Below are 26,189 nucleotides of genomic sequence, written 5' to 3'. Positions count from 1 at the left end.
CGGTATTGATGCCGGTAGTGAGGGTAAGGTGTCCCGAGACGCCACCGCCTGGAGCGTAAAGGGAGTTGACCAGGCGACGCGCGATATCGCGCGTCGTGCGGCGGCGGCTTCCGGCATGACGATCGGCGAGTGGATCGACCACGCCATCAAGTCGGACTCCGCCAACCGGGGCATACCGGTTCCCGCCGGCCGTGACGGCGCCCCGGGCGCCGCCGCGCCGCAGCGGGTCGACGGGATCAGCGCCGACACGGTCGAGGCCATCTTCAGCCGAATCTCAGATGGCGAGCGCCTGTTCGAGGCCCGGCTGCGGCCGATCGGCTATGCCCTGAAGGACGTTGCCGAGCGGGTGGTGGCGCTGGAGCGCGAGGCGGAGCGCCTGCCGCCGCCCGGCGCACCCAGAGAGTTCGCGCCCTCGGAAATTGCGGCGGACCCAGGTCCGACCTCTCCCGAGGCCGGCCCTGCCGAGTCTGCTCCTGCCGAGTCTGCGCCTGCCGAGTCTGCGCCGGCGGCGCCCGTGCGTACGCCGATCGCCTTCCGCCCGATCCGGACCCCGGAGCCGCCCGCCGAGCCGCCGGCGCCGGTGTCTGACGATCCGGTTGCCGAAGATCCGGTCAGCGGCGATTCGGCGTCCGCCTCAGAAGACGATGTCTGGGACAGCGAGCCGCAGGAAACGGCCCCGCCGGAGCGGCCTCGGCCGACACCGATCGCATTTCGGCCGATACCGCCGCCGCCGATCGAACCGTCTGAAGAACATGACGATTTCGAGCCGATAGAACGGAATGTAAAGCCGGTTCCGGCACCTCCACCGGGTCCGCCGGAGGACTGGAGCCCGGATTTCGAGCTCGATCGCGCCGCCTTGGCCGATGCGGCCGACGAAGTCCGGGATCGACCGCGAGAGACTTCCGATCAGGAGCCGGAAAGGCCCGATCTGGATGCCGCGACGGCTGCGGTCGAGACCTGGGAGCCGACCGAGCAGACCGCCCCGGACGATATCCCGGCGCCGCCGGCGCCCGAGTCCGAGGTCGTATCGAAACCGCAACGACCCGACCCGACGCCGCCCGCCTATGACTTCCCCGCGGACCCGATCGACACCAGTGCGTTGGGTCTCTCGGGCGAGCCGATCCCGGAGCCGCTGCCGCCGCGGCGCCTCGCCAGTCGCGGCCGGCTGGCCATTGCCGCCGCCCTCGTCCTGGCGCTGCTCGGCGGCGCCGCCTGGACCGCCCATCGCCAGGGCACCCTGAGCCTGGGGGCGGTCGGCGCCCGGCTGGCCGAGGCCGAGACCAGTGTCCACCTCGCCCTGGTGGAGGCAACCGACTGGGTGATGCATCTGGTGGGCTCCGACCCGCATGTGCCGCAGGACGGGGTCGAATCCCATCCCCAACCCGCGCCGCCGCCGGAAACCGTCGCCTCCGCGCCGCCGGCGGAACCCGCCAGCCCGGCGGCCGCCACCCCCCCTGCTGGCACCGACAGTCAGGCCGGCAAGCCCGCGACCGAACCCGCGCCGGCGGAGACGGCTGCCGTGACCCCGCCCGAGCCGGCGGTGCAGCCCGCCCCGCCGCTGCCGGAGAAGCCGATCGATGTGGATCCGCGCCCGGTCGCGCCGCCACCGGCCCCGGCGCTGAGCGAGCCGCCGCGCCGGGCCTCGGCCGCCGCCGCGCCCGTGACGCAGGGCACAGCACCCCTGAGCCGGGCCGAGGCCGGCAATCCCGCGGCGCAGTTCGAGGTGGCGGCCGGCATGATGCGGGCCGCCGAGCCGCGCCCGGGGGAAGCCGCGACCTGGTTCCGGGAGGCGGCGATCAACGGCCTCGACGTGGCGCAGTTCAATCTCGGCGTGATGTACGAGCGGGGTCTGGGCGTGCCCGAGGACGAGACCCGCGCGCTGCTCTGGTATCACAGCGCGGCGGAGCAGGGGTATTCGCTGGCCCAGTACAATCTCGGCCGGCTCTATGCCCTGGGCAAGGGGATCCCGCAATCCGATGCGGAAGCGAAACGGTGGTTTCAGCGGGCCGCCGACCGAGGGGTCTCGGCCGGGCTCTACGAACTCGCCCGGTTCGAGACCGACGAGCTGGAGCGCGAGCGCAAGATGTACACCGCCGCCAAGGCCGGGGCGGAGGCCGCGCAGGAGTGGCTTCGGGTGAAATCCGCTGGCGGCGTGCCGGAGGCGCCGCTGGGTCCGCCGGCCGGGCTCATGCTGGATACGCCGACCGGTGCGCCGGACATCGCCGAGATCCAGGAGGGTCTTTCGGCCCTTGGCTATTACGACGGGCCGATGGACGGTATCGCCGGGCCGATGACCCGGGCGGCGATCAGCAAGTTCCAGAGCGACAACGGCCTGCCGGCCACCGGCCTGCCGTCGCGCAGCCTGCGCCAGCGGCTGAACTGAAGCGGCGGCTGAACTGAGCCGGACTTTCGCTAAACCTGCAGGGTTCCGGCGCGGATCCACCATCCCGGCATGTCGGCGGCCAGGCGCGCCGCCGCCTCCGTTGCAGCCTCGGGATCGGCGAAATAGCCGACGACCGTCGAGCCGCTGCCGGACATGCGGGCCAGCCGGCATCCGGCAGAAGCCTGCAGGGCGGACAGCGCACGGCCCACCACGGGCAGGAGCCGGCAGGCCGTCTCTTCCAGGTCGTTGCGGAGGTCCGCGATCGCGGTCACGGGATCGCGCCCGAGGCCGTCGATCGCCACATCGGACACCGCGTCTTCGAACTCCGGACGGCGCGCCTTGAAGACGGCCGGGGTCGACAGGCCGGCGCCGGGCCAGACGAGCACCACGGGCAGGGCGGCCCCCAGGGTCACCGGCGTGATCCGCTCGCCGATGCCTTCGACGCGCGCGGGGCGGCCGGCCAGGCAGACCGGCAGATCGGCCCCCAACGTCAGGGCTTCGGTCCGCAGGGTCTCCTCAGCGATACCCGCACCCTCCAGCAGCAGCCGCAGCACCGCCGCCGCGTCGCTCGACCCGCCGCCGATCCCGGCGCCGGACGGCAGCTCCTTGCGGACGGTCAGCGTGCCGGCGAGAGACGCCGCTCCGAGCCTGTTTGCCCCGAGCCTGTTTGCCCCGAGCCTGTTTGCACTGAGACGGCCGGCCAGGGCCAGTGCGCGCCAGGCGAGGTTGGAGGTGTTCGTGGGCACCGGCTCCGGACGCTCAAGCCGATCCTCGATGTCGAGTCGGCAGGCTCCGCCGCCCGGCTGCCAGGTCACCCGGTCGCCGATATCGGCGAAGGCCACCAGCATGTCGAGCAGGTGATAGCCGTCGGCGCGGCGGCCGACCACGTGCAGGGCGAGATTGACCTTGGCGGGCGCGATGCGGTGCCTCGGCGTGCCCCGCCGGTCAGCCGTCGACATCCGTCTTTGTGTCCGCGGTCTTCACCGATTGCGACTGCACCGCGGGCAGGCCGGCCTGGAGCTTGTGCTCGATGCTCCTGGCCAGGTCCTTGTCCGGGTCGAAGCTCAGAGCCCGCTGCCACTGGAACCGGGCCTCCTGACGGCGGCCGACCCGCCAATAGGCGTCGCCCAGATGGTCGTTGATGGTCGCATCGGTCGGCAGAAGCTCGACCGCCCGCTCCAGATGCTCCACCGCCTCGACGAAGCGCTCCTGGCGGTACATGGCCCAGCCCAGGCTGTCGACGATGTAGCCGTCGTTCGGCCGCAGGGAGACCGCCTGCTCGATCATCTTCGTCGCCCGGGGCAGGTTTCGGCCCTGGTCGATCCAGGTATAGCCCAGGTAGTTCAGCACATAAGGCTGCTCCGGCCGCAGCTCCAGCGCCTTCAGGAAATCGGCCTCGGCACGGTCCCACTGCTCGTCGCGCTCCAGGGCGATGCCGCGGGAATAGTGCATCGACCAAGAGCCGGGATCGTCCGCCGACAGGCGGGAGAAGGCCCGGTTATAGGCCGAGATCGCGCCTTTCCAGTTTTCGTTGGACCGGTACAGATCGCCGAGCCGGACCAGCGGGTCGATCTGCTGCGGCCGGCGGTCCGCCAGCGCGTTCAACCGGTCCACCGCCTCGTCCATGCGATCCAGGTCGACCAGACTGCTCACCGCCCGCAGCTCGGCCATCAGGCGGTAGGCCGAGCTTTCCGGGACCGTATCGTAGAGGGCAAGCGCATCGGCGTACTGCTCGCGGTCGTCCAGGATCTCGGCGATCAGCAGGGTCGCCAGGTCGAAATCCGGATCGAGCCGCAGGGCCAGGCGGCTGAACACCATCCCGAGCTCCGACCGGCGGTCGCGCTGCAGGGCGCTGGCCAGGTCGAAGAAGGCCTGGGCAAGTCCGTCCGTGACGGTCAGATGCTCGCCGCTCCGAGTATCGGCGGCCCGGCGCAGATACGTGCGGACATCGCTCGGATCGGCGGACACGGTATCGGTCACGATCGCCGTCGCCATGGCGGGTTCGACGCCCAGGAACCGGGCCTGGAAGTCGGCGGCGACCAGGCGCACCCGCAGCGGCGGATCCGGCATGCTGACCACGGCCGCCTCGTAGCGTTCGGCGGCCAGCGCTGTTTCGCCGGCGGCATCGGCCAGCATCGCGCTGTGCAGGGCGTGCAGCACGGCGAAGCCCTCGAGCTCCAGCACCCCCTCGATCTCGTGCTCCGCGTCGTCGCGACGGCCCTGGCCGAGCGCGATCCAGCCTTCCAGCAGCGGGCTGAGCACCCGGTTCAGCCGGTTGTCCGGCAGGGTGTCGATCAGGGCGCCGGCCCGGGCGAAATCGCCGGCCCGCGCCGCCTCGACCGCCAGGAAGATGTTGGCGATCGGCGCGTTGGCATCGAGGGTGTCGGCGATCTCGGGGGCGAGCCGGGCCGCATCGTCGTAGCGTCCGGCCTCCAGCCGCAGCAGAAAGGCGCGCCGTTTCAGCGCGATGCCGATATCGCCGTCTTCCAGGACCCGGTCCATGAAGCTGCTGGCGCGGCCGACATCGCGAATCCGGTCGGCGTACCGTCCGGCGAGGAAGGCGCCGGAGGCCGACATTTCACTCGGAGACAGCGGGACGGCGGCTGCATCCCCGGCCCGGGGGCCGGCGGAGGCGCAGGCCGACAGGCCCAGCGCGACGCAGAATGCCGGGGCGAACGTGCGAAGGCCGCTCATGATGCCGGTCCGTCGTCCGGCAGCGGAAGCGGGTCGCAGGGCGGTCTGGGGCAAAGGCAAAGCCTCACATGTTCGGGTAGACCGGACCTCCCCCTCCTTCCGGCACGACCCAGTGAATGTTCTGCGTGGGATCCTTGATATCGCAGGTTTTGCAGTGCACGCAGTTCTGAGCGTTGATCTGCAGCCGCGGGTTCCCACCATCGTCGTCGCGTACGATCTCATATACGCCGGCCGGACAATAGCGTTGTTCCGGAGCGTCGTAGAGCGCCAGATTGTAGTCCACCGGAATCGACGGGTCCTTCAGCGTGAGGTGGGCTGGCTGATTCTCCTCATGGTTGGTATTCGACAGGAACACCGAGGAGAGCTTGTCGAAGCTGATCTTGCCGTCCGGCTTCGGATAGGAGATCGGCTGCGCCTGGGACGCCGGCACCAGGCTTTCGTGATCCGGGTGGTGGTGCAGGGTCCAGGGCGCCTTGCCACGGAAGATGTAGGTGTCGATCGCGGAATAGGCGAGGCCCGGCAGCAGGCCGGCGCGGAAGGCCGGCCGGATGTTGCGGACCTTGTACAACTCGTCGTAGACCCAGGTCTTCTTGAGCATGTCCGGGTAGGCCGTCGGCTCCACGCCCTGCGTCGCGTCGCCGCCCTTCAGCGCCTCGAAGATCGCTTCGGCCGCCGTCATGCCGGACTTCATGGCGTTATGGCTGCCCTTGATCTTCGGCACGTTCAGGAAACCGGCGGCGCAACCGATGAGCGCACCGCCCGGGAAGGTCAGCTTCGGGATCGACTGCCAGCCGCCCTCGTTGATGGCGCGCGCGCCGTAAGAGACCCGACGGCCGCCCTCGAAGATCGGCCGAATCGAGGGGTGCTGCTTGAAACGCTGGAACTCGTCGAACGGCGACAGGTGCGGGTTCTTGTAGTCGAGCCCGATGACGAAGCCGACGGCGACCTGGTTGTCCTCCAGATGATAGAGGAACGAGCCGCCATAGGTGTCGCCGCTCATCGGCCAGCCGATCGTGTGGACGATCTTGCCCGGCGTGTGCTTCTCCGGCTCGATCTCCCACAGTTCCTTGATACCGATGCCGTAGGTCTGCGGATCGCAGTCCTTGCGCAGGTCGAACCGCTCCATCAGCCCCTTGGTGAGCGAGCCGCGGCAGCCCTCGGCGAACAGGGTCACCTTGGCGTGCAGTTCCATGCCCGGCTGGTAGTGGGCGGTCTTCTCGCCGTCCTTGCCGATGCCCATGTCGCCGGTGGCCACGCCCTTGACGCTGCCGTCTTCGTGATACAGCACCTCGGCGGCGGCGAAGCCGGGATAGACCTCGATGCCCATCCCCTCGGCCTGCTCGCCGAGCCAGCGCGCCACATTGGCCAGGCTGACGATATAATTGCCGTGGTTGTTCATGGTCGGCGGGGTCGGCAGGCGGAACGACGACCCCTTGGTCAGGAACAGGAACTCGTCCTCGGTCGCCGGCGTGTTCAGCGGCGCCCCCTTTTCCTTCCAGTCCGGAATCAGCTCGTCGAGCGCCCGGGTCTCCATGACCGCGCCGGACAGGATATGGGCGCCGACCTCGGCCCCCTTCTCCAGGACGACGACCGAGAGATCGACATCATTCTCCTGACAGAGCTGCTTCAGCCGGATCGCGGCGGCGAGACCGGACGGTCCGCCTCCGACAATGACGACATCGCATTCCATCGACTCCCGTTCCATCCTGCACTCCCGCTTCGAAGCAATGGCACATTCTATCTCTTTGTCACCGCGCGGTGGCCGCCGGCCCTTCGACCTGTCATAACTCACCCATGTACGCGAAACCAGGGGCGCTGGCCCCGATCCGGGCCTGGGACAGACCGTGACGGACGCCGATATCCACTCGGCAGCCCGCGCGCTGCTTTCCTGGTATGTGGAGGCCGGCGTCGATGAGGCAATACTCGCCGACCCGGTGAACCGGCTGGTGCCGGCCCCGAAACCGGTCCAGAGATCTGCCCAGAGATCGGATCCGGCGCCGGCGCCGAGACCCGCCGCCTCCGCCCCGCAGACGCCGACCCACGCCCCGAGCGCACCACCGCCGCGTCCCGCCGTGCCGCGCGCCGCCCAGGCTGAGCTGGATCGCCCGGCGGACGCCGCCCGGGCCGCGGCGCGGGGCGCCACCTCCCTGGAAAGCCTCAAGCGGGTGATGGAGGGGTTCGAGGGCTGCGGCCTGAAGATCACGGCGACCAACACGGTCTTCGCCGACGGTGTGACCGGTGCCGATCTCATGGTGATCGGCGAGGCGCCCGGCGCCGACGAGGACCGTCAGGGCAAGCCCTTCGTCGGGGTCAGTGGCCAGCTGCTCGACCGCATGCTGGCCAGCATCGGTCTGTCGCGCGCGGACTCGGTATATATAACCAACATCCTGCCCTGGCGGCCGCCGGGCAACCGTCAGCCGACACCGGCGGAGATCGCCACCTGCGTCCCCTTCGTGGAGCGCCATATCGAGCTGGCGGCACCCAAGGTTCTGATGTTCGCCGGCGGCACCTCGGCGAAGACGCTCATGGGCCGCAAGGAGGGCATCACCCGCCTGCGGGGCACCTGGATGGACTGGCCGCTGCCCAATTCGGGAGGGGTGATCCCGGCGCTCGCGACCTATCACCCGGCCTATCTGCTGCGGACCCCCGGACAAAAGGCGAGTGCCTGGAAGGACTTGCTTGCATTGCGTCGCCGTCTGGATGAAGTCGCGAAGGCAGTATAATTATCGCAATAAATTAACGTAATATTGAGCAATAAATACGTTATTTGAATTCATCGATACAGAATTAAATTTCATTCCGCATTCGGACAGCGATTTTCGGGTCGGTTATCCACAGGAATGGTTCCGTGGCCGGGGTGACTCACCTTGCCGTGTAGAACGAATCCTACTAACTGGATCGCATGTCTCCGCCACAATCCCGCCACAAATCCCCGTCGACCTTTGGGGGTGGTATTCATCGCCTGGTTGTCGGACTCCTCGGTGCCGCCCTGCTGTTCGGCGTGGCGACCGGTGTCCGGGCCCAGGAGCGGGCGCAGGAAACGGCGCTTCTGCCGCCGGCCATTCTCGATGAGTCGCGCCTCGAAGCCGCTCAGCCGCTGCCGCGGATTCTGACTCAGCGCGATGTCGAGCTCTACCGGAAGATCTTCGCCGAACAGAGCGAAGGCCACTGGAAGACGGCCGACACGCTGATCGCCCGGGTCCAGAACAAGATCCTGCTCGGTCACGTCAAGGCGCAGCGCTACCTGCATCCGACCGCCTACCGGTCGAGCTGGGTGGAGCTGCGGGACTGGCTGCGGGACTATGCCGATCTGGCGGATGCCAAGCGCATCTACGGTCTCGCCGTCCGGCGCAAGCCGGCCTCCGCCAAGGCGCCGCGCGCGCCGGAGCGTGGATACCTCGGCGGCAACGGCGCGGATGCCGTCCGCGACGTGCATTTCTACGTCTCGCCCCGCAAGCGCAGCGGATCCGAACAGGCCAGCATCCGCAATCTGGCGCGCGAGATCCGGTCGCTGATCGGCAAGGGGTCTCCGAGTGCGGCGCTCCGCAAGCTGGACACCAAGGCGGTGCGCAGGCTGCTCGATCCGGTGGAATTCGCCGAACAGCGCGGCCAGATCGCCAAGGGCATGTTCGTGTTCGGCAAGGATGCCGAGGCGCTGCGCCTGGCGGCGAAGAGCGCGGAGGAAGCCGGCGACGATGTTCCGGCCGCCTATTGGATCGCCGGTATGGCAGCCTGGCGGCTGGGCAAGGTGGAAGAGGCCGAAAAGCACTTCTCTGCGCTCGCCATGTCCGAAAACGCGGCCCGCACCCAACGGTCCGCCGGCGCCTATTGGGCGGCCCGTGCCGCCCTGCAGCTGCGCAAGCCGGCCGATTCGACCCGCTGGCTCGCCCGCGCCGCACAGTATCCGCTGACCTTCTACGGTCTGCTGGGCCGTCGTGCGCTCGGCGTGGAGGTGCCGTTCGACTGGTCGCTGCCGGAGATCACCGACCGCAAGGCCAAGCGGCTGCTCTCCCACGAGGGTGCGCGCCGGGCGATCGCCCTGATGCAGGTCGGCGAGAGCAGCCGGGCGGAACGCGAATGGCGCAAGCTGTTCCCGCGCCTCGACCGGTCGCTGCGCGAGCCGCTGATGACCATCGCCACCCGCCACAACATGCCGGGCCTGGCGATCCGTCTGGCCGGCATCATCCGGGTATCGACCGGGCGGATCTATCATGCCGCGCTCTATCCGGTGCCGCGCTGGGCGCCGGCCGACGGGTTCTCCGTCGACCGGGCGCTGATCTACGGCATCATCCGGCAGGAATCCGGTTTCGATCCGCGGGCGCGCTCCGGCCGCGGCGCGCGCGGGCTGATGCAGCTCATGCCGCGCACCGCCAACTACATGGACGCCAACGACGATCTGGAAGAGCGGCACGAGCTCTACGATCCGGCCCTGAACCTCCAGCTCGGTCAGCGCTACGTCGACCACCTGCTGCATCTGGACCGGGTGGATGGCGACCTGTTCCGCCTGCTGGTCGCCTATAACGCCGGGCCGGGCAATCTCGGCCGGTGGGCGCGGAGTGTGAACTTCAAGGACGATCCGCTGCTGTTCATCGAGTCCATCCCGTCGCGGGAAACCCGGGAGTTCATCGAACGGGTCTTGTCAAATGTCTGGATCTACCGACATCGTCTCGGACAGACCGCACCGTCCCTCGACCGCGTCGCCGCGGGAGACTGGGCGATCTATCGCGGCATCGACGACGAGACAGGATTCAAGATCCGCAATGCCCGATTCGGACAAGACTGACGGCGGCACGGCGCTGAACAGGGCGGCGCCCGGCGCCCGCCTCGACGAGAGCCGGCCGTTCATCCCGGTCAACATCGCCATCCTCACCGTCTCCGACACCCGGACGCCGGAGACCGACCGGTCCGGCGACACCCTGGTGGAGCGGCTGACCGCCGCCGGCCATGTCCTGGCCGATCGAGCCATCGTGCCGGACGACGTGGGCGCCATCACCGAGCGTCTGAAGGCTTGGATCGCCGATGACGGGATCGACGCGGTGATTTCCACGGGTGGTACCGGCGTGACCGGCCGCGACGTCACCCCGGAAGCCTTCGAGCAGGTCTACGAGAAGCGGATCGAGGGTTTCGGCGAGGCCTTCCGATGGATCAGCTTCCAGAAGATCGGCACCTCCGCGATGCAGAGCCGTGCCACCGCCGGCGTCGCCCGCGGCACCTATCTGTTCGCCGTGCCCGGCTCGACCGGCGCCTGCCGGGATGCCTGGGACGAGATCTTCGCCTATCAGCTCGACTTCCGGTTCCGGCCCTGCAATTTCGTCGAGATCATGCCCCGCCTGCGCGAGCACGAGTTGGCGCGGGAGAAAACCAAGGCCTGAGGCCGCGTCAATCGCCCAGCCGCTGCAGCCAGCGCGCCGGGATGTGCAGACGGAACAGGAAGATCCTCAGCGCGCCGAGCAGAACGGCACCGGCCCCGGTCGGCCAATCCCCGGCCTCGACCCTGGCGGCGACGTCGAAGACCACCATGCGGGCGAGGCCGAGCGCGCGGGCCAGGATCAGATCCTCGCCGCGCTCCAGATCCGCCACTCCCTCCAGATGGACGAGGAACCGCCGCCGGATCACCAGCCCCTGGGCGCCCGAGGGCAGCCCCATCCAGCGGTTGCGGAACCGCATCAGCCGGGTGGCCAGGGGGTCGCCCACCACGTCCAGCGGGAAGAAGCCCCCGCGCTCGCGGTTGCGCTCTTCGGCGGCGAACACCACGACCGTCGCATCCCATCCCCGCTCCAGCACCGTCTCGGCCCGCAGCAGAAGCAGCCAGTCCGCGGTGGCGGCCTTGGCCCCGGCCGCGAGGCGCGCACCGCGGGAGGCGGGCAGGGTGATCAGGGTGGCACCCCGGGCTTCGGCGACGGCGGCCAGGCCTGGGTTTCCGTCGGGGTCGACCACGATGGTCTCCAGGTCGAGGCCGCGGCTCTCCGTACCCACCAGGGCGGCTAGGCAGCGTGCGAGTTGGTCCGCGTCCCCGTTCGCCGCGATCACCACGGACAGACCCATGCGCCGGGTCCCCGGAGGGCCGACATGGGCGGCGGCGTCGGTGCGCATGGCGCGGGGACGGGGTAGGTGCATCGGTCTCGCCTATGGTAAGTCCGCGCAATGATAACCGATTCCCGTTCCGTCGACCCCACCCGGACCACCCTGGCCGCAGCCGTCGCTCTGTCCGAGGACGCCATCGCCGCCGAGCCGGTGGAGGGTCGGGTTCACCGCCACTGGCGGCTCGCCGGCGGACGCCTGGTGCGGGTCCCCCGGATGAGCCATCTGGGCCTGTCGCCCCGGCGTAACCTGATCTATGCCGCCCGGGCGTTCCGGCGTATGGCGCCCAGCGGCGCGGTGCCCCGGCTGCATGGGATGCTGCGGGTGTCGCCCGATCTGCCCTGGGGTGCGCTGGTGGTCGATGACGTCGACGGCGCCGTGCCGATACTGCCGACCGATCTGCCGGCGATCGGCCGGGCGCTGGCCGCGATCCACCGTCTGCCCGTGCCGACACGCCGGGCGCCCTTCGTCGACCCCGCGGATCCGCTGACATATCTGCTGACCGTCGCCCGCCGGCAACTGGCCCCGGTGCAGGACCGTCTGGAGGGCGATGCCCGGCGGATTCTGGATGACGAGATGGGCTGGGCCGAGGGGTTGATCGCCCAGGCTCCGCCCCGGCCGGCCCCCAGCCTGGTGGCCGCTGACACTCATCCGGGCAATTTCCGGATTCTGCCGGACGGGGCGGCGGTGCTGCTCGACGTGGAGCGGCCGGTCTACGACAGCGCGGCGGTCGACCTCGCCCACGCCTCCCTGCCGTCCTCGCTGGCCTGGGATCCGGCGGTGCGGGGAGGTGCGGAGCGCGCCGACATCGTCGCGTTTCACGGCGCCTGGGCGGCGGAGGTACCGGCGGATCTGGCGGCGGCGGTGCGGCCGTGGGTCCTGCCCTACCGCCGGCTGATCTGGCTGCGGACCACGAGCTGGGCCTGCGCCTGGGCGGCGACGAACGACCTGTCGGCGGCGCTGGCCTCGGCCGATGCGGCGACCTCCGGCCTGGCGCGCAGGCTTGCACGCTTCGTCGATCCGGCGATGATGGAGGAGGCGCGGTCCGGTTGGATCGGAGACCGGGCCTTCAGCGGGGAGGAACTGATCCCGTGAGCGGGAAGATCGTCAACCTGCGTACCGAACGCAAGCGCCGCGGCCGGGCCGACGCGGCGGAGAAGGCGGCTCAGAATCGCGCACTGCACGGCCGCACCAAGACCGAACGCCAGGTCGAGCAGGCCCGGCGCGAGGCCGCCGACCGGGCGCATGAGGGCCGGAAGGTCGAACCGGACAAGGACCGGTCCGACCCCGATTGACGCGTGCCGTCGCGGCACGCCAGTGACGCGCGGGCCGGTCAGACCCAGCCGGTCAGACGACGCTGAGCGCCACGTCGATATTGCCCTTTGTGGCGTGGGAATACGGGCAGACGACATGTGCCTTGTCGACCAGGGACTTGGCTGTCTCGGCATCGACGCCGGGGATCGACACGGCCAGGGCCGCCTCGATGCCGAAGCCGGTGCCGTCGTCGCGCGGGCCGATGCCGACGGTCGCGGTGACCTTGGCGTCGGCCGGGATCGTCACCTTCTCCTTACCGGCCACGAATTTCAGCGCGCCGAGGAAGCAGGCGGAATAGCCGGCGGCGAAGAGCTGCTCCGGATTGGTCCCGGTGGCGCCGTCGCCGCCCAGCTCCTTCGGCGAGGTCAGCGTGACGTCGAGCACGCCGTCTTCGGTGCGGGCCTGACCGGCGCGGCCGCCGGTGGCGCTGGCGGAGGTCTTGTACAGGATGTTCATCTCGGTCTCCTGGTTTCTGAGAGAGTCGATACGGTCCAGATGCAATAAAGATTGTGCACGATTTAATTTTTGACAATCAATCAGACGACATGACAGCCATGCAATAAGATTGTGTATGATCTAATAGGCCGCCCGGTATGCTGCCGGGCTCATCTGGAGCCTGCCGTGGACGAACAGACGCCTCCCCCGCCCACCGACGCCCCGCCGGCGACCCCTTCCGCGCCGCCGAAGCTCGACGACCAGCTCTGCTTCGCCCTGTATTCGGCCGGGCTGGCGCTGACCAAGGTCTACCGTCCGATCCTGGAGGCGCTGGACCTCACCTACCCGCAATACCTGGCAATGATGGCCCTGTGGGAGCGCGACGACATCCCGGTGAATGCCCTCGGCGCGCAGCTGCGTCTGGATTCCGGGACGCTGACGCCCCTGCTGAAGCGTCTGGAGGCCCGCGGCCTGCTGCAGCGCCGCCGGGACCCGGAGGACGAGCGGCGAGTCCGGGTGGTGCTGACCGAAGCCGGGCGGTCCCTCGGCGCGCGGGCATCGGACATCCCGCTGGCGATCGGCCAGGCGGCCGGGATGAACCGCGAGGACGCCCGCGCGGAGCGGGACCGGCTGGTGGCCCTGCGCGACCGGCTGGAGGCTTTTCTGGACCGGGAGTGAGCCGAGGCGGCCGCCCGTCCCGGGTATTGAAGTTCTTGCTTTGTTCTCTCGGTCGTCCTATTTTGACGGCATGTCCCGTCGCCGTTCCATTGCGGTCGATCCGCTCGAGGTCTTTGCTGACGAGTTCGCCCAGGACGTCGCCCGCGACCCGTTCGTCGACGATTTCGGCCAGGCGGACGAAGCGGAGGAGCCGGTCAAGCTTATCGAGGCGGTAGCGCCGAGCTACGAGGCGCCGAGCGATGTGGTGCCGCCGGCGCCGCGCAAGGGTCGGGGTGCCGTCACCAACGTGGCCGGGCGCTACGAGCGCTTCGCCCAGGAGCGGGTCGATGACGGCTGGCAGCGGGCCGAGGACGAGGAACCGCGGCTGCGGACCACCGTCGCCATCGACGCCAGCCGCACGGTGATCGCCCGCAACCAGTCGCCCGACGTGCCGTTCGACCGCTCCATCAATCCGTACCGCGGATGCGAGCATGGCTGCGTCTACTGCTTCGCCCGGCCGACCCATGCCTATCTCGGCCTGTCCCCGGGGCTGGATTTCGAAAGTCGGCTGTTCGCCAAGCAGGACGCGCCGGCGTTGCTGCGCAAGGAACTGGCGGCCAAGGGCTACACCTGCCAGCCGATCGCGCTGGGCACCAATACCGATCCCTACCAGCCGGTGGAACGCGAGCGGAAGATCACCCGGGGCATCCTGGAAGTGCTGGCCGAGCACGAGCATCCGGTGACCATCGTCACCAAGTCGGACCTGATCGTGCGGGACCTGGACATCCTCGGGCCGATGGCCGCCAAGGGCCTGGCGTCGCTGTCGATGTCGGTGACCACCCTGGACCGCGACCTGGCCCGGCTGATGGAGCCGCGGGCGTCGACGCCGGAGAAGCGGCTGGCGGCGATCCGCGCCTGCGCCGCTGCCGGGGTGCCGAGCGGCGTGCTGGTAGCGCCGATCATCCCCGCCGTGAACGACAGCGAGATCGAGGCGATCCTGGAACGCGCCCATGGCGAGGGCGCGCGGCACGCGGCCTGGGTGCTGCTGAGACTACCGTTGGAAATCAAGGACCTGGTGGAGGAATGGCTGCACACCCACTTCCCCGACCGGGCGGAGCGGGTGCTGTCCCTGGTGCGCCAGAGCCGCGGCGGCGCATTGTACAAGGCGGAATGGGGTAAGCGCATGTCCGGCGAAGGGCCGTATGCCCATATGATCTCCCAGCGGTTCCGCCGCACCTGCCAGAAGCTGGGTCTGGGACGGCGGATGGGCGGGCTGGACACCTCGCGCTTCACAGTTCCGGCCGCGGTCAGCCGGCAGATGTCGCTGTTCGAGGGCTGAGCGGGGTTTCGGGCGACCGTTGCCTCTGGGTTAAATCTTTGGATTCATGTATAAAATCCGGTAGCGCCCTGTAGCGCACCGTGAAACCGACATGTAAGTTGTCGCCGCAAGATCTTGATATGCTGGACCGATTGAAATGGCCAAAGCCCCGAAATCTGGTGCACCGGGCTTGAGACCGTCACTCCCCGGCCCGACGGCCGAGCTGGAACGGGCGGCGGCGGCCGGGATGGGTCTCGGCCGGGCGGCGACGGTGTTCGGGGTCGACGAGGTCGGGCGCGGTCCGCTCGCCGGGCCGGTGGTCACCGGAGCCGCCTGGATCGATGTGGACCGGATGCCGGACTCCGTGGCTTGTCTGATCGCCGACAGCAAGGCCCTGACGGCGGAGCGCCGCGCCGCGGCCCTGGAAGCGGCGCGGCCTTATGCGGTGATCGCGCTCGGCCGGGCCGAGGTGGCGGAGATCGACACCACCAACATCCTTGCCGCCGCCCTCACCGCCATGGCCCGGGCGGTGGACGCCCTGGTTGCCACCCTCGGACGGCGGCCGGATCATGTGCTGGTCGACGGCAACCGGCTGCCTGTCTGGCCCTGGCCGGCCCAGGCGGTGGTCAAGGGCGACTGCCTCTCCCTGTCCATCGCCCTTGCCGCCATCGCCGCCAAACAGGCCCGCGACGCCGAGATGGCCGCCCTGGCACGGCACCATCCGGGCTACGGCTGGGAGCGCAATGCCGGCTACGGCACGGCGGAGCACCGGGCGGGGCTGGCGGCGCTCGGCGCCACCCCGCACCACCGCCGCAGCTTCGCGCCGGTCCGCGCCGTGCTGGAGGCGCGGGGGCTGGGGTAAGCCTCCCCAACCCGCCACCCTCTTACACTCCCCGGACTTGTTCCGGGGAGTGAAGATGGGGAAGAGGGGATCGGAGAACCGAACCCCATCCCGCTACCGCCCCATCCCAAGCGTCTAGAGCCCACAGTTAGCACTATATCTTGGGTATGACTCATAACTCATTGAGTCTATTTAGTGATTCGCCCATGAGCGTTGACGGGAGTCCCGGCACGTGAGATTCTCCGACCCTCCTTCTTGGCACGGACGGGGGCGAGAACGTGGGAGAGACCAAGCTGCCGGTGGGGCGAATCCTCACCGGCGACTGCGTGGACATGCTGCGCACACTACCGGATGCAAGCGTCGACCTGGTCTTCGCCGATCCACCCTATAACCTGCAGCTCGGCGGAGAGCTCTACCGCCCCAACAACACGCGGGTCGCAGGGGTCGATGACGACTGGGACCGGTTCGTCGGCTTCGAGGCCTACGACGCCTTCACCCGTGACTGGCTGGCGGAATGCCAGCGGGTGCTGAAGGATACCGGGACGCTCTGGGTCATCGGCAGCTATCACAACATCTTCCGGGTCGGCGCCACACTCCAGGATCTGGGCTACTGGATCCTGAACGACGTGGTCTGGCGCAAGGCCAACCCGATGCCGAATTTCCGCGGCAAGCGCTTCACCAATGCCCATGAGACCATGATCTGGGCGGCGCGCAGCGAGAACGCGCGGAAATACACGTTCAACTACGACGCCATGAAGGCGCTGAACGACGACCAGCAGATGCGCTCGGACTGGTTCCTGCCGATCTGCTCGGGCTCGGAGCGTCTGAAGGACGGCAACGGCGACAAGGCGCATCCGACCCAGAAACCGGAGAGCCTGCTGGCCCGCGTGCTGCTGGCCTCCACCCGGCCGGACGACGTGGTGCTCGACCCGTTCTTCGGCACCGGCACCACCGGCGCCGTCGCCAAGCGGCTGGGCCGGCGCTGGATCGGCGTGGAGCGCGAGGCGAAGTACATCGAGGTCGCCAAGCGCCGCATCGCCGAGACCGAGGCGGCGGAGGATCCGCTGGCCCTGGCGCTGGCCAACAAGCGCGAGCAGCCCCGGGTCCCGTTCGGCCGGCTGATCGAGGAGGGCTTGATCCGGCCCGGCGAGGTGCTGTTCGACGCGCGCCGCCGCTGGACCGCCAAGGTGCGGGCCGACGGCCACCTGATCAGCGCCGAGCATCGCGGCTCGATCCATTCGGTGGGGGCCGCCGTGCAGGGCGCGCCGGCATGCAACGGCTGGACCTTCTGGCATGCCGAACGCAAGGGCATGCCGGTGCCGATCGACGCCTTCCGCTCCCAGATCCGCCTGGGAATGGGGGAGAAGGTCGGAGCGTAGAACCGGTCCGATCCGGCGAGCGCTATCCTGCCTGGACGGGTGCGGCTTCGACCTGGGGAGTACGATTGCGGGCGCCCGTCCGGGCTTCTGCGCTTGCCCCGGCACAAGGCCGGGGAGCGCGGGGGACCTCGGTCAGCTTCCCCGCGCCCTTCGTCGCAGCCCGTCGATTTCTGCGACATTCGTCGTCTCCCAAGGCGATAGTGGCGCAGCTCAACCCGTCTGAGGGGATCGCCTCATGATGTTCGACCTGTCGGATGCGCTGAACGGCCTGCTGGGCGGCCTGATGATCGGGCTGGCCGCCGCGCTGTTTCTGCTGGCGAACGGCCGGATCGCCGGGATCAGTGGCATCGCCGTTTCCATGGCAACCGCCGCCGTCACAAGGCGCCGGCTCGAATCCGCCGCCTTCGTCGCCGGTCTGATCCTCGCCCCGCTGGCTTATGCCGCCCTGGCGGGGCCGGTGGAGATCGGCGTCACGCCCTCCGTCCCGCTGCTGCTCGCCGCCGGACTCCTCGTGGGCATCGGCACCCGGATCGGCAACGGCTGCACCAGCGGCCACGGGGTCTGCGGCCTGTCGCGGCTGTCCCGGCGCTCGATGGTCGCCACCGCCACCTTCATGGCCGTCGCCGTGCTGGTCGCCGGTCTGGCGCCGCTGGTCATCGGAGGATAGGGCAATGCGCATCCTCGTCTCCCTCCTCGGCGGCCTGCTGTTCGGCCTCGGCCTCACGGTCTCCGACATGATCGACCCCGCCCGGGTGCTCGGCTTCCTCCAGGTCGCCGACGGGTCCTGGGATCCCACCCTGGCCTTCGTCATGGGCGGCGCCCTGGTGCCGATGGCGATCGCCTGGGCGGTGCGCCGCCGCCTCTCGGCCCCGGTCTGCGGCGGCAGCTTTCCCGAGCCCGCGTCCGCGACCATCGACGCCCGGCTGCTGGCCGGCAGCGCGCTGTTCGGCGCCGGCTGGGGGCTCGTGGGCTTCTGCCCCGGCCCGGCCTTCGCGGCCCTGACCCAGGGCGGAGGGCCGGTGCTGATCTTCGTCGCCGCCATGATCGCCGGCTTCTGGATCGGCGGGCGTCTCGTTCTGCGTGGCTCCGGAACGGGCTGACCGGCCACACCCCAGCTTGCCAGGGGGCCGTCCGGCGTGGAGAATATGGCTCTTATCCTTGGACGAGAGCCGGTTCCTTGGTCCTAACGCTGTTTCCGCCGTCCCGGTCCGATCCGACCCTGCTGCTGCCGCGCATCTATATGCGCCAGCCGCAGCGTGGCGACTGGCAGGAATGGGCCGAGCTGCGGGCCCTGTCCCGCGATTTCCTGGTGCCTTGGGAGCCGACCTGGCCGGAAGACGCGCTGACCCGCGCCGCCTTCCGCCGCCGCCTGGCGCGCTACGCCGAGGACTGGACCCGCGACCAGAGCTATTCCTTCTTCCTGTTCCGTCGCGACGACGACGCGCTGCTCGGCGGCATCACCATCGCCAATGTCCGCCGCGGCGTCGCCCAGAGCTGCACCTTTGGCTACTGGATCGGCAAGCCTTTCTCGCGCCACGGCTTCATGACCGAGGCGGTGCATGGCGCCTGCTGCTTCGCCTTCGACCGGCTGTCCCTGCACCGGGTCGAGGCGGCCACCCTGCCCCATAACGAGGCGAGCCAGGGGGTGCTGCGCAAATGCGGCTTCGAGGAGGAGGGCCTGGCGCGGCGCTACCTAAAGATCGACGGCAAGTGGCAGGATCATGTCCTGTTCGCGCTGCTGCGCGAGGAATTCGATCCGACCCTGCCGCCCACCTGACCCGCCCGCCCGCCGTGATGCGCAGATCGCCCGTTCCCGATCCGGGCGCGGGCTGCTACCGACATACCAACAAGACCGACCCAAGGGAGAAACGCCGTGGCCGAACGCGAGCAGTACGAAGTCTTCGCCGTCAAATACGCCCATAAGGCCGACCGCATGGCCTCGCAGAACCTGATCTTCAGCGACCTGCACGACCGGCCGATGCCGCTCGACTATTTCGTCTGGGTGATCCGAAACGAGAACCGCACCTATGTCGTCGATACCGGTTTCGGCGAGCGCGAGAGCAAGGAGCGGGGCGTGCCGCTGGAGCGCACCCCGGCGGAAGGCGTGAAGCTGCTCGGCATCGATGCGGACACGGTCGAGGACGTGATCATCACCCACCTGCATTACGACCATGCCGGCGGCCAGGACCAGTTCCCCAACGCCACCTTCCACCTGCAGGACGGCGAGATGGCCTATGCCACCGGCCGCTGCATGTGCTTCGAGCCGATCCGCCGGCCGTTCGATGTCGAACACGTCACCGACATGGTGCGCAACGTCTATGGGGGCCGGGTGAAGTTCCACGACGGCGATGCCGAACTGGCGCCGGGCGTGTCGATCCACAAGGTCGGCGGCCATTCCGCCGGGCTGATGGCGGTGCGGGTCTGGACCAAGCGCGGCTGGGTCGTGCTGGCCTCGGACTGCGCCCATTTCTACATGAACATCGAGCAGCGCACGCCCTTCATCATCTGCTATAATCTCGGAGAGATGATGAACGGTTTCAATACGTTGGAGATGCTGGCCGACAGCCCCGACCATGTTGTGCCGGGGCATGACCCGCTGGTGATGCGGTACTACCCGGCGCCGTCGGCCGATCTGGAAGGGGCGGTGGTGCGCCTCGACGAGATGCCGAACAGGGGGTGAGCCGATCGCGCTCTCTAACCCAATAAAGAGAGAGCAAATTCACACGATCAGATGTTTCCATCCGATCGTGACTTGCTCTATCGCCGGTCGCGGGGATGGGCTAGGCGGTGGATGTCCATCAGCCGCCGTGCGTCCACATCGGTATAGCGCTGGGTCGTCGACAGCGATGCGTGGCCCAGCAGCTCCTGGATCGCCCGCAGATCCCCGCCGCCAGCCAGCAGGTGCGTCGCGAACGAGTGCCGCAGCGCATGGGGCGTCGCACTCTCCGGCAGGCCGAGATAGGCGCGCAGTACCTGCAGCCGCTCCTGCACCCGGCGCGGGCTGAGCCGCCCGCCCTTCACCCCGACGAACAGCGGCCCGTCCGGCGCGAGCGCGAAAGGCACCTGCTTCAGATACGTGTCGACCGCCTGGCGCACCACCGGCAGGACCGGCACCAGCCGGGTCTTGTTGCCCTTGCCGGTGACCGACAGGGCCTCGCCGAGCGGCGCCACCGACCGGTCGAGCCCCAGCGCCTCGCCGACGCGCAGCCCGCAGCCGTAGAGCAGCGACACCACCGCCGCGTCCCGGGCCGCCACCCAGGGCTCGTCCTCCAGATCGCCGACGCTTTCCAAGGCATCGGCGGCCTCGCCGACCGTCAGCGCCTTGGGGACGGAGCGCGGCACCCGCGGACCGCGCACGCCGCCGATGCCGGCGTTGGAGACCGCCCCGCGCCGTTCCAGAAAGCGGAAGAAGCCGCGGATCACCGACAAGGCCCGGGCGGTCGATGTCTTGGACAGGCCGGCCATCGCCCGCTGGCCGAGCCAGGCGCGGAAATCTGCCGGTCCCAGCCGGGACAGGTCGCCGGGGCTGGCCGGGCCGCCGAGATGGGCGGAGAGAAACTGCAGGAAGGTGCCGAGATCGTGTTCGTAGGCGGCGAGCGTGTGGGCCGACATGCGTTTTTCGACCCGCATCCAGTCCCGCCACGCGGCGATCAGCGGCGCCAGCGCGTCCGCATGGGTGGCGGTCGCCCCGCTCGCCTCTAGCTCGGCAGGTGCAGCCACTGTCGGATCATGCATTCCAGCGACCGGCCGAGGAAGCCGAGCAACTCGGTGCCCTGGCCCGGCTGGAACGCGTCCGGCCGGCGCGACCCCAGCGCCAGCAGCCCGACGGGCGCCTGGCTGGAGGCCCGCAGGCGGCAGATCGCCTGGCTGCGCACCAGACCGGCGGCCGAGGCGAAGAGCCGGGGATCGCCGTTGATGTCGGAACAGAGCAGCACGTCCCGGTTCGGGCCCAGCATGCCGTCCACCGCGCCGGTCGGCAGCGCCCGGATGCCGGCGGCATAGGCCTTGGGGATCGGCACGTCGCCGGTCTCCACCCCGATGGTGACCGCGTCCACGTCCAGCAGCACGGCGAGATCGGCCGTCACCGTCTGGATCATGGTCTCGAAGCTGGAGGCCCGCAGGATCGCCAGCACGCTGTCATGCACCCGGGCCTGGATCGACTGGTTGTTGCGCGCGGTGGTGACCAGATAGTCCTGGGCGGCGCGCAGCTTGTCGTTCTCCTCGCGCAGACGGGTGACCATCGCCTGCTGGAAATCGACCACATTGCCCTCGGACTGGCCCGGCGGCACGAGCACCGCGAGGAGATCCGGATGCTCGTTCAAAAACTCCGGATTCTCCCGCAGATACGCAGCGACCCGGTCGGCCGTCAGCGCGCGCATCTCGCCCGAACGGGGCTTGCCGGCAGCTGTGGTCGGAACGGGCCCCTTCTCGGTCATGCGGCGTCGCTCTCCGGCGCGAGGATCGACTGTCCGGTCTTGGCCCAGTCGGCCATGAAGGCGGCCAAGCCCTTGTCGGTCAGCGGGTGATTGTACATCGCCCGCAGCACCGCCGGCGGCAGGGTGGAGACGTCGGCGCCCAGCTTGGCGGCTTCCACCACGTGATGCGGACCGCGTACCGAGGCGACCAGGATCTCGGTGGCGAAGTCGTAGGCGCCGTAGATCTCGACGATCTCGGCGATCAGGCCCATGCCCTCGGTGCCGATGTCGTCCAGCCGGCCGACGAAGGGGGAAATGAAGGCGGCACCGGCCTTCGCGGCCAGCAGCGCCTGGGCCGGCGAGAAGCACAGGGTGACGTTGACCGCCGTGCCCTCGTCGGCGAGCACCTTGCAGGTCTTCAGGCCGTCGACCGTCAGCGGCACCTTGACCGCGATGTTGTCGGCGATGCCGCGCAGGTAGCGGCCCTCGCGCAGCATGGTCTCGTGATCGGTGGCGGTGACCTCGGCGGAGACCGGGCCGTCGACCACGTCGCAGATCTCGGCGATGACCTCGGCGATCGGCCGGCCGGATTTGGCGATCAGCGAGGGATTGGTGGTGACCCCGTCGACCATGCCGGTCGACGCAAGGTCGCGGATCTCCGCGACATCGGCAGTGTCGATGAAGAACTTCATGGGGCTCGTCTCCGTGTTCGGCAGTTGGCGGAGGCGTACGCGAGTCGCAGGCGAGAGTCTACCCCATCCCCCGGTGAGCGGCCACCGGAGAGCCGGGTTTCGCATGTGCAAATTAGGCATGCGTTGTGACGGCGGCCTCGGCGGGCCACACTCGCCAGATTTTTCGTGCGCGCGACCCCTCCCGCAGCGCCCGACCCAGTCTGTTCCTAACCCAGTCTGTTCCATCATGATCCGACCGTGACCGATCTTCTGCCCCTCGACGAGCCGTTCGACCGCGTCAGCGTGCTGCTGCCGCTGCCGCTGGACGTCGCCTATGACTATAAGGCCGATCCGGCTCTGGAGCTGGCGCGCGGCGATGTGGTGGAGGTGCCGCTCGGCCAGCGGCGCATGGTCGGGGTCGTGCTCGGTCCCGGCGGCGGCGACGCGGTCGCGCCCGAGCGGCTGCGCGCGGTGTTCCGGCGGCTGGACGTGCCGCGCCTGCCCAGGACTGTGATCGATCTGGTGGAATGGACGGCGGCCTGGACGCTGGCGCCGCGCGGCAATGTGGTGCGCATGGCGATCAGCACGCCCTCGGCCTTCGAACCGCCGGCTCCGGTGGTTGTTCACACCGCCGGCCCGCAGGAGGACTGGACCGGCCAGGCCCGCCTGACCCCCGCCCGCCGCCGGGTGCTGTCGGTTCTGAGCGACGGTCCGGCCCTGGAACAGAAGGACCTCGCCCGCGAGGCGGGGGTCGGTCCCTCGGTGATCAAGGGCATGATCGACTGCGGCATGGTCGCGCCCCATACGGTCGCCCAGCCGGCCCCCTTCGAGACGCCGGACGCCACCCGCGACGGGCCGACGCTCAGCGGCGAGCAACAGACCGCCGCCGAGACCCTGCGCGCCAAGGTCGATGCCCACGCCTTCTCCGTCACCGCCGTCGACGGCATCACCGGCTCGGGTAAGACGGAGGTGTATTTCGAGGCGATCGCCGCCGCCTTGACTGCCGGCCGTCAGGCCCTGGTGCTGCTGCCGGAGATCGCCCTCTCGGCGGAGTGGCTGGAGCGGTTCGCCGATCGTTTCGGTGTCGAACCGGCCGTGTGGCATTCGGATCTGAAGCCGAAGGTGCGGCGCGAGACCTGGCGGGCGGTGGCCGAGGGCTCGGTGCGGGTGCTGGTGGGCGCCCGCTCCGCCCTGTTCCTGCCCTTCGCCGAGCTCGGCCTGATCGTGATCGATGAGGAGCACGAATCGGCCTACAAACAGGAGGACGGGGTCGCCTATCACGCCCGCGACATGGCCGTGGTCCGCGCCCGGCTGGAGGGCATCCCCATCGCCCTGGTCAGCGCCACGCTGAGCCTGGAGACGGTGGAGAACGTCCGCCAGGGCCGCTACGGCGCGGTGCACCTGACCGCCCGGCCCGGCTCCGCCACCCTGCCCGAGGTCGCGCTGATCGACCTGCGCAAGCATGCGCCGGAGCGCGGCACGTTCCTCTCCCCGCCGCTGGTCGAGGCGGTGCAGCGCACCCTGGACGAGGGCGAGCAGGCGATGCTGTTCCTCAACCGCCGGGGCTACGCGCCGCTGACCCTGTGCCGGACCTGCGGCCACCGGCTGGAATGCCCGAACTGCACCGCCTGGCTGGTGGAGCACCGGCTGCTCGGCCGTCTGGTCTGCCACCATTGCGGCCTGTCGGCCCGGTTGCCCAAGCAGTGTCCGTCCTGCGAGGCGGAGGACAGTTTCGTCGCCAGCGGCCCGGGGGTGGAGCGGCTCGCCGAGGAGGTGCTCGTCCGCTTCCCGGACGCCCGCTTCCAGCTCGCCTCCTCCGATACCCTGACCGGCCCGGACAAGGCGGCGGAGTTCGTGCGCTCGGTGCGGGCGCGGGAGGTCGACATCATCATCGGGACCCAGGTGGTGGCCAAAGGGCACAACTTCCCTTGGCTGACCCTGGTGGGGGTGGTGGATGCCGATCTCGGGCTGGCCGGCGGCGATCTGCGGGCCTCGGAGCGGACCTATCAACTGCTGCACCAGGTCTCCGGCCGCGCCGGGCGGGCCGAGCGGCCGGGCCGGGTGCTGCTGCAGACCCACGCGCCGGAGACGCCGGTGATGCAGGCCCTGGCGGCCGGCGACCGCGAGTCGTTTCTGCAGTCGGAGATCGACCAGCGCAAGGCGGCGGGCATGCCCCCCTACGGGCGGCTGGCGGGGATCGTGATCTCCGCACCCGACGCCGACCGCGCGGATGCGGCGGCCCGGATGGTGGCCCGGGCGGCGCCGCGACTGAACGGCGTGACCATCCTGGGGCCCGCCCCCGCTCCGATCACCATGCTGCGCGGCCGCCACCGCCGCCGCCTGCTGGTCAAGGCGGGCCGACAGGTCAACGTCCAGCAGGTGCTGCGCGACTGGCTGGCACCGATCAAGCTGGAGACCTCGGTCCGGCTGCAGGTCGACGTGGATCCCTACAGCTTCATGTGACCGCGGCGCGCGGACGGGTCGGCCCGGGAACAGGTCCGGGCCGTGTGTAAGGGAGCGGGGCGGCTCGGGAATGTCAGGGGAGGGCGCCGGCATCCCGCGCCCCCCGTTGACCTCAGATGTGGATCGGCCGGCCGTCGACCGCCAGGGCCGCTTCCTTGACCGCTTCGCTGAGCGTCGGGTGGCCGTGGCAGGTGCGGGCAACGTCTTCCGCAGAGCCGCCGAACTCCATGATCGCGCAGATCTCGTGGATCAGCGTGCCGGCATCGGGCCCCAGGATATGGGCGCCGAGCACCCGGTCGGTCTTCTTGTCGGCCAGGATCTTCACCTGGCCCTCGCTGTCGGCATTGGCCCGCGCGCGGCTGTTGGCGGAGAACGGGAACACACCCTTGCGGTACTCGATCCCGGCTTCCTTCAGCTGCTCCTCGGTCTGGCCGACCGAGGCCACTTCCGGCCATGTGTAGATGATGTTGGGCACCAGGTTGTAGTCCACATGGGCGGACTGGCCGGCCATGATCTCCACCGCGGCGATGCCGTCTTCCTCGGCCTTGTGGGCCAGCATCGGACCCGGAATGGCGTCGCCGATGGCGAAGATGCCGCTCACGTTGGTCTGATAGTCCTCGTCCACCTGGATGAAGCCCCGCTTGTCGCGCTCCACGCCGAGGTCGTCCAGGCCCAGGCTCTCGAAATACGGGCGCCGGCCGATGGAAACCAGCACCACGTCGCCCTTCAGCTCCTCGGTATCGCCGCCGGCGGCGGGTTCCAGGGTGAGGGTGACCTGGGTCTTGGTGGTCTTCGCCCCGGTGACCTTGGTCGACAGCTTGAACTCGATGCCCTGCTTCTCCAGGACCCGCTTGAAGCGCTTGCCCATGTCCTGGTCCACGGTCGGCACGATGCGGTCGAGGAACTCGACCACGGTGACCTTGGCGCCGAAGCGCTTCCACACCGAGCCCATCTCCAGGCCGATCACGCCGCCGCCGATGACGATCAGGTGCTTCGGCACCTTGGTCAGCTCCAGCGCGCCGGTGGAGGTGACGATCTGCTTCTCGTCGACCTCGACTCCCGGCAGCGGGGTGGATTCAGAGCCGGTGGCGATCAGGATCTTGTCGCACTCGACCGTCTGCTTCTTGCCCTTGGCCGGGGTGACCTCGACCTTGCCCGGGGCGGTGACCTTGCCGGTGCCCTGCAGCCAGTCGACCTTGTTCTTCTTGAACAGGAAGCCGATGCCGTCGGTCAGGCCGGTGACGATCTCGGTCTTCTTCTCCATCAGCTTCTTGACGTTCAGCTTCGGGGCCGAGACCTCGATGCCGAAATCGCCCAGATGGTGCTCCGCCTCGGCGTATTTTTCCGAGGCGTTCAGCAGCGCCTTGGACGGGATGCAGCCGATGTTGAGGCAGGTGCCGCCGAGGGCACTGTGCTTCTCGACGCAGGCGGTCTTCATGCCGAGCTGAGCGGCCCGAATGGCGGCGACATAGCCACCCGGCCCACCGCCGATGACCACGAGATCGTACTTGTCAGACATGGGAACTCCCCAAGGGTAA

General features: G+C 69.4%; 24 protein-coding genes. 15 read left to right on the top strand and 9 right to left on the bottom strand.

Annotated features, from left to right (window positions below; all coding sequences use genetic code 11):
* The first annotated feature begins 28 nt into the window (after window positions 1-28).
* On the top strand, window positions 29-2,383 hold the full coding sequence (locus G578_RS28785) for an SEL1-like repeat protein (RefSeq protein ID WP_156907434.1): 2,355 nt from the start codon (window positions 29-31) through the stop codon (window positions 2,381-2,383).
* A gap of 29 nt (window positions 2,384-2,412) precedes the next feature.
* On the opposite strand, the gene G578_RS0122160 is transcribed toward G578_RS28785, so the two are convergent.
* The 3 genes from G578_RS0122160 to G578_RS0122150 all read right to left on the bottom strand — a co-directional run bounded on the left by G578_RS0122160 (window position 2,413) and on the right by G578_RS0122150 (window position 6,782).
* Window positions 2,413-3,342, bottom strand: a complete 930-nt coding sequence (locus G578_RS0122160) for a 4-(cytidine 5'-diphospho)-2-C-methyl-D-erythritol kinase (protein WP_051245163.1) — start codon at window positions 3,340-3,342, stop codon at window positions 2,413-2,415.
* A complete protein-coding gene (locus tag G578_RS27705; protein ID WP_084619117.1) occupies window positions 3,329-5,077 on the bottom strand; it encodes a tetratricopeptide repeat protein in 1,749 nt (582 codons plus the stop codon). Before G578_RS27705 ends, G578_RS0122160 begins: the two co-directional genes overlap by 14 nt.
* A 64-nt stretch (window positions 5,078-5,141) precedes the next feature.
* Window positions 5,142-6,782 carry an electron transfer flavoprotein-ubiquinone oxidoreductase gene (locus G578_RS0122150; RefSeq protein ID WP_028796089.1) on the bottom strand — a complete coding sequence of 547 codons (1,641 nt, stop codon included), beginning with the start codon at window positions 6,780-6,782 and terminating at the stop codon, window positions 5,142-5,144.
* 139 nt (window positions 6,783-6,921) lie between these two features.
* On the opposite strand from G578_RS0122150, the gene G578_RS0122145 reads away from it, so the two are divergent.
* The 3 genes from G578_RS0122145 (at window position 6,922) to moaB (ending at window position 10,449) form a co-directional block, all read left to right on the top strand.
* Entirely contained in the window at window positions 6,922-7,800 is an 879-nt protein-coding gene (locus tag G578_RS0122145; protein WP_051245161.1) for a uracil-DNA glycosylase, read from the top strand.
* A 179-nt stretch (window positions 7,801-7,979) separates the two neighbouring features.
* Entirely contained in the window at window positions 7,980-9,860 is a 1,881-nt protein-coding gene (locus G578_RS27700) for a lytic transglycosylase domain-containing protein (protein ID WP_093152124.1), read from the top strand.
* Window positions 9,838-10,449 carry a molybdenum cofactor biosynthesis protein B gene (gene moaB, locus G578_RS0122135; protein ID WP_051245159.1) on the top strand — a complete coding sequence of 204 codons (612 nt, stop codon included), beginning with the start codon at window positions 9,838-9,840 and terminating at the stop codon, window positions 10,447-10,449. Before G578_RS27700 ends, moaB begins: the two co-directional genes overlap by 23 nt.
* 7 nt (window positions 10,450-10,456) lie before the next feature.
* On the opposite strand, the gene G578_RS0122130 is transcribed toward moaB, so the two are convergent.
* The gene (locus G578_RS0122130; protein WP_156907433.1) at window positions 10,457-11,194 is read right to left on the bottom strand and encodes a glycosyltransferase family protein; all 738 of its coding nucleotides are present in this window, start codon (window positions 11,192-11,194) and stop codon (window positions 10,457-10,459) included.
* Window positions 11,195-11,221: 27 nt separating this feature from the next.
* Between G578_RS0122130 and G578_RS27695 the strand changes: the two genes are divergently transcribed.
* Window positions 11,222-12,253 (top strand): aminoglycoside phosphotransferase family protein, encoded by a 1,032-nt coding sequence (locus G578_RS27695; protein WP_051245158.1) that lies wholly within the window; start codon window positions 11,222-11,224, stop codon window positions 12,251-12,253.
* Entirely contained in the window at window positions 12,250-12,453 is a 204-nt protein-coding gene (locus G578_RS0122120; protein ID WP_028796085.1) for a DUF4169 family protein, read from the top strand. Before G578_RS27695 ends, G578_RS0122120 begins: the two co-directional genes overlap by 4 nt.
* 52 nt (window positions 12,454-12,505) lie before the next feature.
* Here the strand turns inward: G578_RS0122120 and G578_RS0122115 are convergent, their stop codons facing one another.
* Window positions 12,506-12,928, bottom strand: coding sequence for an organic hydroperoxide resistance protein (locus G578_RS0122115; protein ID WP_028796084.1), 423 nt, complete (start codon window positions 12,926-12,928; stop codon window positions 12,506-12,508).
* Window positions 12,929-13,093: 165 nt separating this feature from the next.
* On the opposite strand from G578_RS0122115, the gene G578_RS0122110 reads away from it, so the two are divergent.
* From G578_RS0122110 to G578_RS0122075, 8 genes are all read left to right on the top strand, one after another.
* Complete coding sequence (locus G578_RS0122110; protein ID WP_028796083.1) at window positions 13,094-13,585, top strand: MarR family winged helix-turn-helix transcriptional regulator; 492 nt, start codon at window positions 13,094-13,096, stop codon at window positions 13,583-13,585.
* Between the two features lie 70 nt (window positions 13,586-13,655).
* Window positions 13,656-14,903 carry a PA0069 family radical SAM protein gene (locus G578_RS0122105; RefSeq protein ID WP_028796082.1) on the top strand — a complete coding sequence of 416 codons (1,248 nt, stop codon included), beginning with the start codon at window positions 13,656-13,658 and terminating at the stop codon, window positions 14,901-14,903.
* A gap of 136 nt (window positions 14,904-15,039) precedes the next feature.
* On the top strand, window positions 15,040-15,744 hold the full coding sequence (locus G578_RS0122100; protein ID WP_425425919.1) for a ribonuclease HII: 705 nt from the start codon (window positions 15,040-15,042) through the stop codon (window positions 15,742-15,744).
* Window positions 15,745-16,055: 311 nt separating this feature from the next.
* Window positions 16,056-17,102 carry a site-specific DNA-methyltransferase gene (locus G578_RS0122095; RefSeq protein WP_051245237.1) on the top strand — a complete coding sequence of 349 codons (1,047 nt, stop codon included), beginning with the start codon at window positions 16,056-16,058 and terminating at the stop codon, window positions 17,100-17,102.
* 235 nt (window positions 17,103-17,337) lie between these two features.
* Window positions 17,338-17,769, top strand: a complete 432-nt coding sequence (locus G578_RS0122090; RefSeq protein ID WP_211228993.1) for a YeeE/YedE family protein — start codon at window positions 17,338-17,340, stop codon at window positions 17,767-17,769.
* 4 nt (window positions 17,770-17,773) lie between these two features.
* A complete protein-coding gene (locus tag G578_RS0122085; protein WP_038015686.1) occupies window positions 17,774-18,202 on the top strand; it encodes a DUF6691 family protein in 429 nt (142 codons plus the stop codon).
* 77 nt (window positions 18,203-18,279) lie between these two features.
* A complete protein-coding gene (locus G578_RS27690; protein ID WP_038015683.1) occupies window positions 18,280-18,879 on the top strand; it encodes a GNAT family N-acetyltransferase in 600 nt (199 codons plus the stop codon).
* Between the two features lie 96 nt (window positions 18,880-18,975).
* A complete protein-coding gene (locus tag G578_RS0122075; protein ID WP_028796077.1) occupies window positions 18,976-19,782 on the top strand; it encodes an N-acyl homoserine lactonase family protein in 807 nt (268 codons plus the stop codon).
* 77 nt (window positions 19,783-19,859) lie between these two features.
* Here G578_RS0122075 and G578_RS0122070 read toward each other — a convergent pair whose 3' ends face one another.
* Genes G578_RS0122070 through fsa form a run of 3 tightly spaced genes read right to left on the bottom strand, consistent with a single transcriptional unit; the run spans window position 19,860 to window position 22,209 of the window.
* Complete coding sequence (locus G578_RS0122070) at window positions 19,860-20,822, bottom strand: tyrosine recombinase XerC (RefSeq protein ID WP_028796076.1); 963 nt, start codon at window positions 20,820-20,822, stop codon at window positions 19,860-19,862.
* Window positions 20,801-21,538, bottom strand: coding sequence for a DUF484 family protein (locus tag G578_RS0122065; protein WP_028796075.1), 738 nt, complete (start codon window positions 21,536-21,538; stop codon window positions 20,801-20,803). Before G578_RS0122065 ends, G578_RS0122070 begins: the two co-directional genes overlap by 22 nt.
* Complete coding sequence (gene fsa, locus G578_RS0122060) at window positions 21,535-22,209, bottom strand: fructose-6-phosphate aldolase (protein WP_028796074.1); 675 nt, start codon at window positions 22,207-22,209, stop codon at window positions 21,535-21,537. Before fsa ends, G578_RS0122065 begins: the two co-directional genes overlap by 4 nt.
* A gap of 237 nt (window positions 22,210-22,446) precedes the next feature.
* On the opposite strand from fsa, the gene G578_RS0122055 reads away from it, so the two are divergent.
* Entirely contained in the window at window positions 22,447-24,651 is a 2,205-nt protein-coding gene (locus G578_RS0122055; protein ID WP_051245157.1) for a primosomal protein N', read from the top strand.
* A gap of 112 nt (window positions 24,652-24,763) precedes the next feature.
* On the opposite strand, the gene lpdA is transcribed toward G578_RS0122055, so the two are convergent.
* A complete protein-coding gene (gene lpdA, locus G578_RS0122050) occupies window positions 24,764-26,170 on the bottom strand; it encodes a dihydrolipoyl dehydrogenase (protein ID WP_028796072.1) in 1,407 nt (468 codons plus the stop codon).
* Between the last annotated feature and the right edge of the window lie 19 nt (window positions 26,171-26,189).

The sequence above is a fragment of the Thalassobaculum salexigens DSM 19539 genome (assembly GCF_000423805.1).
GTDB lineage: Bacteria > Pseudomonadota > Alphaproteobacteria > Thalassobaculales > Thalassobaculaceae > Thalassobaculum > Thalassobaculum litoreum.
The sequence above is the reverse complement of the archived record's forward strand: the minus strand, read 5'-3'. Positions and strand labels throughout refer to the sequence as shown.

What these genes read in the sequence shown, in the direction of transcription:
- G578_RS0122085 (WP_038015686.1), top strand. Translation starts at nt 17,774, where the DNA reads ATGCGCATCCTCGTCTCCCTCCTCGGCGGCCTGCTGTTCGGCCTCGGC.
- G578_RS0122100 (WP_425425919.1), top strand. Translation starts at nt 15,040, where the DNA reads ATGGCCAAAGCCCCGAAATCTGGTGCACCGGGCTTGAGACCGTCACTC.
- G578_RS27705 (WP_084619117.1), bottom strand. Translation starts at nt 5,077, where the DNA reads ATGAGCGGCCTTCGCACGTTCGCCCCGGCATTCTGCGTCGCGCTGGGC.
- G578_RS0122105 (WP_028796082.1), top strand. Translation starts at nt 13,656, where the DNA reads ATGTCCCGTCGCCGTTCCATTGCGGTCGATCCGCTCGAGGTCTTTGCT.
- G578_RS0122065 (WP_028796075.1), bottom strand. Translation starts at nt 21,538, where the DNA reads ATGACCGAGAAGGGGCCCGTTCCGACCACAGCTGCCGGCAAGCCCCGT.
- G578_RS27700 (WP_093152124.1), top strand. Translation starts at nt 7,980, where the DNA reads ATGTCTCCGCCACAATCCCGCCACAAATCCCCGTCGACCTTTGGGGGT.
- fsa (WP_028796074.1), bottom strand. Translation starts at nt 22,209, where the DNA reads ATGAAGTTCTTCATCGACACTGCCGATGTCGCGGAGATCCGCGACCTT.
- G578_RS0122130 (WP_156907433.1), bottom strand. Translation starts at nt 11,194, where the DNA reads ATGCACCTACCCCGTCCCCGCGCCATGCGCACCGACGCCGCCGCCCAT.
- moaB (WP_051245159.1), top strand. Translation starts at nt 9,838, where the DNA reads ATGCCCGATTCGGACAAGACTGACGGCGGCACGGCGCTGAACAGGGCG.
- G578_RS0122090 (WP_211228993.1), top strand. Translation starts at nt 17,338, where the DNA reads ATGATGTTCGACCTGTCGGATGCGCTGAACGGCCTGCTGGGCGGCCTG.
- G578_RS0122160 (WP_051245163.1), bottom strand. Translation starts at nt 3,342, where the DNA reads ATGTCGACGGCTGACCGGCGGGGCACGCCGAGGCACCGCATCGCGCCC.
- G578_RS27695 (WP_051245158.1), top strand. Translation starts at nt 11,222, where the DNA reads ATGATAACCGATTCCCGTTCCGTCGACCCCACCCGGACCACCCTGGCC.
- G578_RS0122095 (WP_051245237.1), top strand. Translation starts at nt 16,056, where the DNA reads ATGCTGCGCACACTACCGGATGCAAGCGTCGACCTGGTCTTCGCCGAT.
- G578_RS0122115 (WP_028796084.1), bottom strand. Translation starts at nt 12,928, where the DNA reads ATGAACATCCTGTACAAGACCTCCGCCAGCGCCACCGGCGGCCGCGCC.
- G578_RS0122150 (WP_028796089.1), bottom strand. Translation starts at nt 6,782, where the DNA reads ATGGAACGGGAGTCGATGGAATGCGATGTCGTCATTGTCGGAGGCGGA.
- lpdA (WP_028796072.1), bottom strand. Translation starts at nt 26,170, where the DNA reads ATGTCTGACAAGTACGATCTCGTGGTCATCGGCGGTGGGCCGGGTGGC.